Source organism: Acinetobacter sp. AOR14_HL, assembly GCF_027855175.1.
Classification (GTDB): Bacteria; Pseudomonadota; Gammaproteobacteria; order Pseudomonadales; family Moraxellaceae; genus Acinetobacter; species Acinetobacter calcoaceticus.
Map to the genome: position 1 here is coordinate 23,608 of NZ_JAKTII010000007.1, position 10,073 is coordinate 33,680.

Here is a 10,073-nt window from a genome sequence, read left to right on the forward strand (position 1 = left end):
TGCATCTTGATCATCAACGAGCGATATATAAAAGACAAGTAGAATTAACACAATAAATGCAATTAAGACAAAAACAAAGCCAGAATGGGCATTTCCTACAAACCCATAAAGAAGGTTTTAACAAGTGTCACTGAAAATTCATGAATTCTTCATGATCACGTCAAGTTCAATGAGCAGACTAGAGCCGTTTCAACTAAAACAATATGAGTAGAATTATGTTTAAAAAAGCAATTTTATGCTTAAGTTTAATTAGCTTAGTTGGTTGTAATGACGATGATAAAACTGAAAACACACCAACTACGCCAGAATATCAACTTCCTAAAATTCTAGTAGTAGGACACCGCGGCGCTAGCGCTTTACGTCCAGAACACACTTTAGCTTCATATCAAAAAGCCATAGATGATGGTGCAGATTTTATTGAACCAGATCTAGTATCGACAAAAGATGGTGTATTGGTTACTCGCCATGAAAATGAGATTGGTGGAACAACCAATGTAAGTACTTTAACTCAGTTTGCAGATCGTAAAATAACAAAAAATATTGACGGTAAAGACTTAACAGGTTGGTTTACAGAAGACTTCACTTTAAGTGAATTACAGCAACTTAAAGCCCGTGAACGTATTCCAGAGTTTCGACCAGCAAACACAGCTTATAACGACCTTTACCCTGTCCCAACTCTAGAACAAGTGATTGAACTGGCTGAAGCAAATTATAAGAAAACGGGAAAAATTATTGGTCTATATATTGAAACTAAACATCCGACTTACTTTAAAAACCAGAAACTGGCAATGGAAGATACTCTTCTTAAAACCTTAGCTAAATATAAATATACGCGTGATATTGCGCCTGTCTATTTACAGTCTTTTGAAGTGAGTAATTTAAAATATTTAAAAGATCAACTCGACCTTCATAAAACGATTAAACATGCACAAATCATTCAATTATATGATGCTAAGACTTCACAACCAGCCGACTTTGTTGAATCTGGCGACACTAAAACTTATGCCGATTTAGCCACAGCACAAGGTTTAAAAGATGTTGCTAAATATGCAAACGGTGTAGGACCAAGTAAAGGTTATATTCTGAGCTTTAATGACAAGGGTTCAGTTCAAACAACTTCATTTATTTCTGATGCTCATACGGCTGGCTTAAAAGTACACCCTTATACTTTCCGTCCAGAAAATAATTTCTTACCAACCCCTTTAAAATGCAGTCAAGATAAACCAGCTGAGCGCTGTCCATCTGGTGCGTTAAAAGAGTTTGAAGCCTATTTCAAAGCTGGTGTTGATGGTGTCTTTACAGATGACCCAGCACTTGGCCGTGAAGCCGTTATTAATTATGAAAAAACTGCAAGATAAATAAAGTTATGAAGAAACAGGGCAATAAATGCCCTGTTTTTTTTATTTCTCTACGACATTATCAAAATAAAGTGGGATCCACTGATATTGCTCAGCATTTACTTTATAAACATGACCAATGCCTGGGAATGGTAAATGTGGCGCTGCGACCCATTGCTGCTTATTTGAAATTTCTGCAAACATTTTTAAACGGGTATTAATCGCCTGCTCAGAATTCACATCAAAATCCACTCCTGTTTTTGGAGCATCAAACTGCAAAGAATGTGAGTGAACAATGTCTCCAACAAAAATAATTTGCTGATCATTACTCTTTAAGCGAAAGCTGTGATGACCAGGCGTATGGCCACGTGTATCGATCACTTCAAAGCCTTGAATGACATCACCATCTTTAAATGTCTTGAATGCTTTTTTTGCTTGATATGGAGCAAGAGCAGTTTTTACATTTTTCACAGTACCTAAATAGCTTTCTTTTTTATCCGCTGGCACTGTTTTTTCAGAAGCTGGATTTAACCAATAATCAGCCTCGCGTTCATGTGCATAAACGGTTGCATTTGGAAATACAGCTTTTCCATTTTGAGCAATACCACATACATGGTCTGGGTGCAAATGCGTAAGCAATACTGTTTTTACATTTGCCAGTTGATAACCTGCCAATTCAATATTTTTTGCAATCGAGCCAAGCTGTGGACCAAAGCAGCTTGCTGCGCCACTGTCTACAAGCGTTAAGCTTTTGCCATCATCTACTAAAAATGCATTGACCGAAGTTTGAATCCCCTTCTCATTCACAGCAGCATATTTAGTTAATATTTTAGTTTTCTGAGTCTGATTTAAGTTTTTAAACAAGTTAGGATTCAGATAAATCGTGCCATCAAGTAAAGAAGTTACACGGTATTTGCCAAATTGATGCTTATAATAACCTGGTACTTGCTGGGTAGGAGCTTGCTCAGCATACGTTGCGTGCATGCTACAAAATGCAAGGCCCAAAGCTACACATAATTTTTTCATCTCTTCTTCTCTATTCAGTTATAAAGTCAAAATCTTTAAAAAAGATTTAATAATTTTTTAAGACGCAAATTGTATAATGCATGAAAAGTGTCAGAAATATAAGTAAATGAATAGCTATTCTCCTTATAAGGGTAAAAGTGGGCTCAAACGTATATTAAATGCAACGACTTACTCTATTTCGGGATTTAAAGCAGCCTATAAAAATGAGGCAGCTTTCCGTCAAATTGTTTTAATTAACCTTATTTTAATTCCAGTCAGTTTTTTTCTTGATGTAACCCGCAGTGAACATGTCTTACTCATTATTGTATGTCTGTTTGCAATGATCGTTGAACTCTTCAATTCGGCTATTGAAGCTGTAGTTGACCGAGTTTCTCTTGAAAAGCATCAGCTTTCTAAAAATGCAAAAGATATGGGAAGTGCTGCTCAATTTGTTGCACTTTCTATCATTGCCATTACATGGTTGATTATTTTATTTGGATAAAAAAAACCATGCTTATAAGTAAATAAGCATGGTTGTAACAAAGAGGAACTTCTAGCTGCTGTTCCTGTTTTTTAATATAAATTATTGAACTTAAAGATTTCTTAAAATTACGTGAAAAATAAAAAATCCCTGCATTTGCAGGGATTTTTTTAGTTAAAGCGTTGATGCGTTATCACATCATACCGCCCATACCACCCATACCGCCCATATCTGGAACAGCTGGTTTATCTTCTGGAATGTCAGTAATCATACATTCTGTAGTTAACATTAAACCAGCTACAGAAGCAGCGTGTTCAAGTGCAGAACGAGTTACCTTAGCTGGGTCAAGAATACCCATTTCTAACATATCGCCATATTCACCAGTTGCAGCGTTGTAACCGAAGTTACCTTCACCAGCTTTAACTGCATTAATCACTACAGATGGCTCATCACCCGCGTTTGAAACGATTTGACGAAGTGGAGCTTCGATCGCACGGCGTAAAATGTTGATACCCGCAGTTTGATCTTCGTTAGCACCTTTTAGGTTGTCTAATACATTTACAGCACGTACTAGCGCAACGCCACCACCAGCAACAACACCTTCTTCAACTGCTGCGCGAGTTGCATGAAGTGCGTCGTCTACACGGTCTTTCTTCTCTTTCATTTCAACTTCAGTTGCCGCACCGATTTTAATTACAGCAACACCGCCAGCTAATTTAGCAACACGTTCTTGTAATTTTTCACGGTCATATTCTGAAGAAGATTCTTCAATTTGAGCACGGATTTGTTGAACACGCTCAGCGATTGCAGCTGCATCACCAGCACCATCAACAATAACAGTGTTTTCTTTAGAAACAGTGATCTTGTGCGCAGTACCTAAATCTTGAAGAGTCGCTTGTTCTAAAGACATACCAACTTCTTCAGAAATAACAGTTGCACCAGTCAAGATTGCGATGTCTTGAAGCATTGCTTTACGACGGTCACCAAAGCCAGGAGCTTTAACAGCACATACTTTGATAATACCACGCATGTTGTTTACAACAAGAGTAGCAAGCGCTTCGCCTTCAACATCTTCAGCGATGATAAGAAGTGGTTTACCAGTTTTCGCAACTGCTTCTAAAACAGAAATCAATTCACGGATGTTGCCGATTTTTTTGTCAACAAGAAGGATGAACGGGTTTTCAAGCTCAGCCGTTAAAGTATCTTGCTTGTTTGCAAAGTACGGAGAGATATAACCACGGTCAAACTGCATACCTTCTACAACGTCTAATGCGTCTTCGAAGCCAGAACCTTCTTCTACAGTGATTACGCCTTCTTTACCTACTTTTTCCATCGCTTGAGCGATAAGTTTACCAACAGTAGTATCAGAGTTTGCAGAGATAGAACCAACTTGTTCGATCGCTTTAAAATCATCAGCAGGTTTTGCATTTGAACGGATATTTTCAACTACAGTTCTTACTGCGATATCGATACCACGTTTTAAATCCATTGGGTTCATACCTGCAGTTACAGATTTGATCCCTTCATTTAAAATTGCTTGAGCAAGTACAGTTGCAGTTGTTGTACCGTCACCAGCGATATCGTTAGTTTTGCTTGAAACTTCACGAACAAGTTGAGCACCCATGTTCTCAAACTTGTCTTTTAATGAAATTTCTTTAGCAACAGTTACACCGTCTTTAGTGATGTGTGGAGCGCCGAAAGAACGGTCAATAACAACGTTACGACCTTTAGGGCCTAAAGTCACTTTAACAGCATCTGCAAGTACGTTTACGCCTGCAATCATTTTTGAGCGAGCTGAATCACCAAATTTTACGTCTTTAGCTGACATATTAAACTCCGAATCTTTTTAAATACTGAATCTGATAATGGATTGAGTTATGGATTGATTAGCCTTCCAACACAGCTAAAATATCTGACTCTTTCATGATTAAGAGTTCTTCACCACTTACTTTCACTGTTGTACCTGCATAAGTACCAAACAATACTTTGTCACCAACTTTAACATCCAAAGCACGTACGCCATTCTCAGTGATTTGACCATTACCTACTGCAATTACTTCACCTTGCGAAGGTTTCTCTGCAGCAGAACCTGGAAGTAAAATACCACCAGCAGTTTTGGTTTCTTCTTCTACGCGACGAATTACAACGCGATCATGTAATGGACGAATGTTGCTCATAATTAACTCCACCAGACTAAGTCTTTTTGATTAATCGTTATTGCCATAATCCAGAGCAATAACAAAATATTTAGATGTCACTTTTGTGGGGATGAAAAAAAACGCTTCAAGGGGAAAATGAAAAAAAACTTATCTTTTTTGGTCATTTTTTAACAGGTTGTGAAGAGTTTTTATTAAATTTAAAGCACAAAATAAAAGGGACTATTTTCATAGCCCCTTTTATTAAAAAAAATAACAATATTAAACAACAAGTTGTTGGTTATTTAACAATTCATCCAATGTTGTATTTACATGATTCAAAGTAATCAATGAAATACTACTAAACATTGTACCTTCACCATCTCGGTCAAGACTAATAGTCGTGTTTCCAGCGTCTTGTTCTACGCTAATAAATTTCGCCAATGTGCTCACATCTTTAGAATAGTCAATTAATAGTTCACTTAAATCGATTTTGTCAGCTTGGAGGTCAGTTCTTACATCACCTAAAGTAAAATCTAACACCGTATCATGTCCATTCCCGCCAGTTGCATCTTGGCTATTTAGCAATTGGAACAGAATGGTATCTGTACCTTCATGGGTGATATAGGTATCGTTACCTTCACGCCCATTCAAAATGTTATTACCAGAGTTACCTGTTAAAAGATTATCTAAAGCATTGCCTGTTGCATTTAGATGAGCAGAGCCAACTAACTCCAAGTCTTCAACATAACGACCGCTTTCTATATTTGTCGACCAATCAGAATATCCAACCAGACTATAACTCACAGAGCTAATTATTTTATCGTGTCCACCAAAATCAACATCTCGATAGCCAGATTCAACAAGTTGACTTTCCCAATAACCGCTTTCTACGAAAACATCTTGATAGTGGCTAGTATCTACCCAAATATCTTCATAACGGCTAGCATCCACCCAAACATCTTGATAATGACTGAATTCAGTATAAACATCTTCAAAATGACTAGTATCAACCCAACCTTCCTCTGAACGGATATAAGTCAGTTCGTAGCCTTCTTGCCATTGCTCATTTACAGCATCATAATGTTGTTCTACATATCGACTGTAGTCGCTCTCTGCCGTGCCATTATCTATATAAGTTATATTATCCTGATTTATATATATTTTTTGCATAGTGGAATAACCACTTGTGATCCACTGCGTTTCATAAAATACATCTGTTATTAATTGTTGTTCATAATATCCATCAACAAGCCATATCTGTTCATAATGACCTTCAGTGACCCATTCTGGATATGTATAACTATTATCAATCCAGACATCTTTATATATTTCATACGGCTCAACAATATATTCTTGAACAAAATCATTTATATGATCAACTATATAAATATTATCTGTAGCATCACCTATAAACTGATCAACCGTGATCGTATGTAAGTCACTAATCGCTTTGCTGATAGTTTCGCTACGATTTCCTGCACGATCAATAACAGTAATATCAAATGATGTCGCATTCTCATACATATAAGTAGAGAAAGTTCCATCTGCCATGACCATAGTATTTGTTACAAAAGGTTCTTGATCAGCAAAATGATATGTAACTTCAAGAGTAGCCTTACTTTCTGCATGCCCCGTGAGCTCGCCCCATCCATTCATGGCAAGCTGTGTGGCTATCTTCGGTGCCGTTGTATCATTTATAGCTACAACCGTTGTACCCCCACTCTCATTTTGATTGGCATCAACTACTTTAACCGTCAATATTTCACCATGCCAATATTGTGACCATAATTGTGTTAAGAAACTACCTTCTCTTCCGACAGTAGTTTGCCCAACCAGATTATTATTAGCATCAAAAATATTAACAGTTGAATATGCTTCCGCTTGCCCTGAAAGTATATTTCCATCCTCTAATACAAGCTGAGTTGCTGCATTTGGTGCGACAGTGTCTATAGGTGCCTTAATTTCTGTATAAACGCTTTGATAGCCATTTTGTTCCACAACAACGCGTAAAGTTTGTCCATTCGCCTGAGGTGAGTATAACTGGATATTAAAATGCCCTGTTTCATCTACAGAACCGCCACCAATATAATTACTATACACATCAAAAATGCGCACCTCACTATTTAGTGAAGCAGTTCCCTCAACAAAGAAACCATTTTCAGATACCACAACATGATTTGCTGATGGAGGTGCATTAATATCTGCATTAAAAGTAATATTAAATGGAGAACTTATATTTTTAGCTAAATCTGTTGCCGTGATAAATAACTGCTCTCCACGTAATATAGGTGGATAAATACTAGCATTGAAATATCCAGCTTCATCCGATTGAAATTCTGCTCTAAAATCTCCATCCGCATCCATTACTTTAATGATTACTTTCGGATCAGTGTGTCCTGTAATGCCATAACCGTCATTACTAATCACCACATCATTAATTACTGGAGCAATATTGTCTAAAGGCGCACTAATTTCAGAGATTAGGCTATATTGATTCGTATTCAGGTCATAAACTCGAACTTGTAATGTCTGTTCTTGTAGATAATAGTCATTTAACGGAATAGCAAAACTACCATCTTCATTCACAGTATTATTCCACCCTCCATTAATGGTCTGACCACCAGTAGATGTAACAACAATCGTCATTCCGGCTGTTGCCTTACCTGTCAAAATATGGCCATCTATATCCAGTTTTAGCTCTGTTGCAGCAATTGGTGAATTGGTAAATACAGGCACTAATTCGTGAACAACTTCACTTCGGTTGCCAGCAATATCTTTGACAACAATACTTAAATTTTGTGTTTGATATTGACTCAGATTGATCCATTGATTAAATGTGCCATCGTACCAAACATAAGTTGTTGTGATAACTGCACCATATTGATCAATAATTTCAACAGTTGCATTTGGCTCAGCCTCGCCAAAAAGCAATCCGTCTGAGGTTAACGTAATATTTACAGCAGCTGGCGGTGCGACATCATCAATTAAAGCATTTTGCTTAACTTCGATACTTCGGTTACTCGCTCGATCTATTACAATAAAAGTGAGTTCTTCACCATGTAAATAAACTTGATTAAAATAACCCGACACATTACCAATACCATCTACATAACCATAACCTATCACCTCACCCGCAGCATTTTTGACTTCAATCCGAGTATTTACTTCTGCTTGCGCCGTAAAGTTTTGGCCGTTTGAGTCAAGCACAATATTCTCAATCGGATTTGGTGCAATATCATCAATCAAAGCATTTTGCTTGACCTCTATACTGCGATTACCGGCGAGATCTACGACGACAAAAGTAAGCTCCTCTCCATGTAAATAGACTTGATTAAAATAACCTGAAACATTACCAGTAATGTCTACATAACCAGAACCTATCACTTCACCCGCAGCATTTTTAACTTCAATTCGATTATCTGCTTGCGCTTGCGCTGTAAAGTTTTGACCGTTTTCATTCAAGACGATGTTTTCAATCGGATTCGGTGCAACATCATCAGTCAAAGCATTTTGCTTAAATTCAATACTTTGATTACCTGCTCTATCTATAACGGTAAAAGTGAGTTCCTCACCTTTTAAATAAACTTGGCTGAAGTGACCTGTCACATTACCAGTACTATCGACATCACCATAACCGACAAACTCACCCGCAGCATTTTTGGCACTAATAAAACTATTTGCCTCTGCTTGTGCCGTAAAGCTTTGACCATCTATGCCAAATATAATATTTTCAATCGGATTCGGTCCAATAGTATCTATCAAAGCATTTAACTTAAATTCAACACTGCGGTTACCCATTCGATCTATGACAACAAAAGTAAGTTCTTCTCCATGTAAATAGATTTGATTGAAAGAGCCAGAGACGTTACCAGCATTATCTGTAACTCCCCAACCTCTCTGATTACCCAATGAGTCAAAAACTTCAATCTGACTATTTGCTTCTGCTTGTGCCGTAAAGCTTTGACCGTCCGCATCAAATATAATATTTGTAATTGCAGTTGGCGCAATATCATCAAGTGGAGCCTTAACTGAAACAGCTTCACTCACATTTCCAGCTCGATCTTTAACCGTGACTGTAAATTCTTCGCCATGTAAATTGTAAGTACCAAAAGAAAAAGTGAATGTACCATCAGCGTTTACGCTATGGCTCCACGTATTCACCTGTTGGCCATTTTGGTCAAAAATCTGGATGAAGGTATTTGGCTCAGCTACACCAGAAAGGGATGAACCATCTTCATTAAAGAGCAGATCACTTGCAGCCACAGGAGCAATATCATCAAGTGGTGCTTTTACAGTAACCCCACCACTCAAATTACCAGCCCGATCTACTACAACCACTTTAAACTCTTCGCCATGCAAGTAGTTACTGTATAAAGAGATGGTAAATGTTCCATCCCAATTAACATTATTATTCCACTGATTTACCAATTGACCATTCTGATCAAATATCTGAATCGTAGCATTTGGCTCAGCCATACCAGTTAGATATGAACCATCTTCGCTAAATACTAAATTAGTCGCATTTTCCGGTGCAGTATTATCAAGAAAGGCTGTTTGTTTTACTTCAACGCTGCGATTACCGGCTTGATCAATCACAACAAAAGTAAGTTCCTCACCTTTTAAATAAACTTGATTCAAGTAACCCGAGACGTTACCAGCACTATCTACATAACCAGTACCTACAACCTCACCCACAGCATTTTTAACTTCAACTTTACTATTTGCTTCTGCTTGCGCTGTAAAGTTTTGACCATTTTCATTAAAGATAATGTTTTCAATCGCGTTCGGAGCAATGTCATCAATCAAGGCATTCTGCTTGACCTCTGTACTGTGGTTCCCCGCTTTGTCAACGACAACAAAAGTGAGTTCTTCACCATGTAAATAGACCTGATATAAGTAACCAGAAGCATTACCCATGCTATCGGTTGAACCATATCCTATGACTTCACCAGCAGCATTTTTGATTTCAATCTGAGTGTTTGCTTCTGCCTGAGCTGTAAAGTTCTGTCCGTTCGCATCAAGTACAATATTTTCAATCGGATTTGGTGCAATATCATCAATCAAAGCATTCTGCTTAACTTCTGTACTACGGTTACCCGCTCGGTCAACGAC

6 protein-coding genes are annotated in these 10,073 nt (G+C 37.6%); 2 read left to right on the forward strand and 4 right to left on the reverse strand.

Going from position 1 to position 10,073, the window contains the following annotated elements; genetic code table 11:
• Window positions 1-215 precede the first annotated feature (215 nt).
• Window positions 216-1,358 (forward strand): glycerophosphodiester phosphodiesterase, encoded by a 1,143-nt coding sequence (locus MKL38_RS08285; RefSeq protein WP_270903033.1) that lies wholly within the window; start codon window positions 216-218, stop codon window positions 1,356-1,358.
• Window positions 1,359-1,400: 42 nt separating this feature from the next.
• Here MKL38_RS08285 and MKL38_RS08290 read toward each other — a convergent pair whose 3' ends face one another.
• A complete protein-coding gene (locus MKL38_RS08290; protein WP_005038747.1) occupies window positions 1,401-2,363 on the reverse strand; it encodes an MBL fold metallo-hydrolase in 963 nt (320 codons plus the stop codon).
• 106 nt (window positions 2,364-2,469) lie between these two features.
• On the opposite strand from MKL38_RS08290, the gene MKL38_RS08295 reads away from it, so the two are divergent.
• Window positions 2,470-2,844, forward strand: coding sequence for a diacylglycerol kinase (locus MKL38_RS08295; RefSeq protein ID WP_270903034.1), 375 nt, complete (start codon window positions 2,470-2,472; stop codon window positions 2,842-2,844).
• Between the two features lie 172 nt (window positions 2,845-3,016).
• Here MKL38_RS08295 and groL read toward each other — a convergent pair whose 3' ends face one another.
• From groL to MKL38_RS08310, 3 genes are all read right to left on the reverse strand, one after another.
• Window positions 3,017-4,651, reverse strand: a complete 1,635-nt coding sequence (gene groL, locus MKL38_RS08300) for a chaperonin GroEL (RefSeq protein WP_005038745.1) — start codon at window positions 4,649-4,651, stop codon at window positions 3,017-3,019.
• A 58-nt stretch (window positions 4,652-4,709) separates the two neighbouring features.
• A complete protein-coding gene (locus tag MKL38_RS08305; protein WP_002120604.1) occupies window positions 4,710-5,000 on the reverse strand; it encodes a co-chaperone GroES in 291 nt (96 codons plus the stop codon).
• 240 nt (window positions 5,001-5,240) lie between these two features.
• A partial coding sequence (locus MKL38_RS08310; RefSeq protein ID WP_270903035.1) for an Ig-like domain-containing protein occupies window positions 5,241-10,073 on the reverse strand: 4,833 nt, incomplete at its 5' end.

Coding starts and splice junctions, on each gene's coding strand:
- MKL38_RS08285 (WP_270903033.1), top strand. CDS start 216: ATGTTTAAAAAAGCAATTTTATGCTTAAGTTTAATTAGCTTAGTTGGT.
- MKL38_RS08290 (WP_005038747.1), bottom strand. CDS start 2,363: ATGAAAAAATTATGTGTAGCTTTGGGCCTTGCATTTTGTAGCATGCAC.
- MKL38_RS08295 (WP_270903034.1), top strand. CDS start 2,470: ATGAATAGCTATTCTCCTTATAAGGGTAAAAGTGGGCTCAAACGTATA.
- groL (WP_005038745.1), bottom strand. CDS start 4,651: ATGTCAGCTAAAGACGTAAAATTTGGTGATTCAGCTCGCTCAAAAATG.
- MKL38_RS08305 (WP_002120604.1), bottom strand. CDS start 5,000: ATGAGCAACATTCGTCCATTACATGATCGCGTTGTAATTCGTCGCGTA.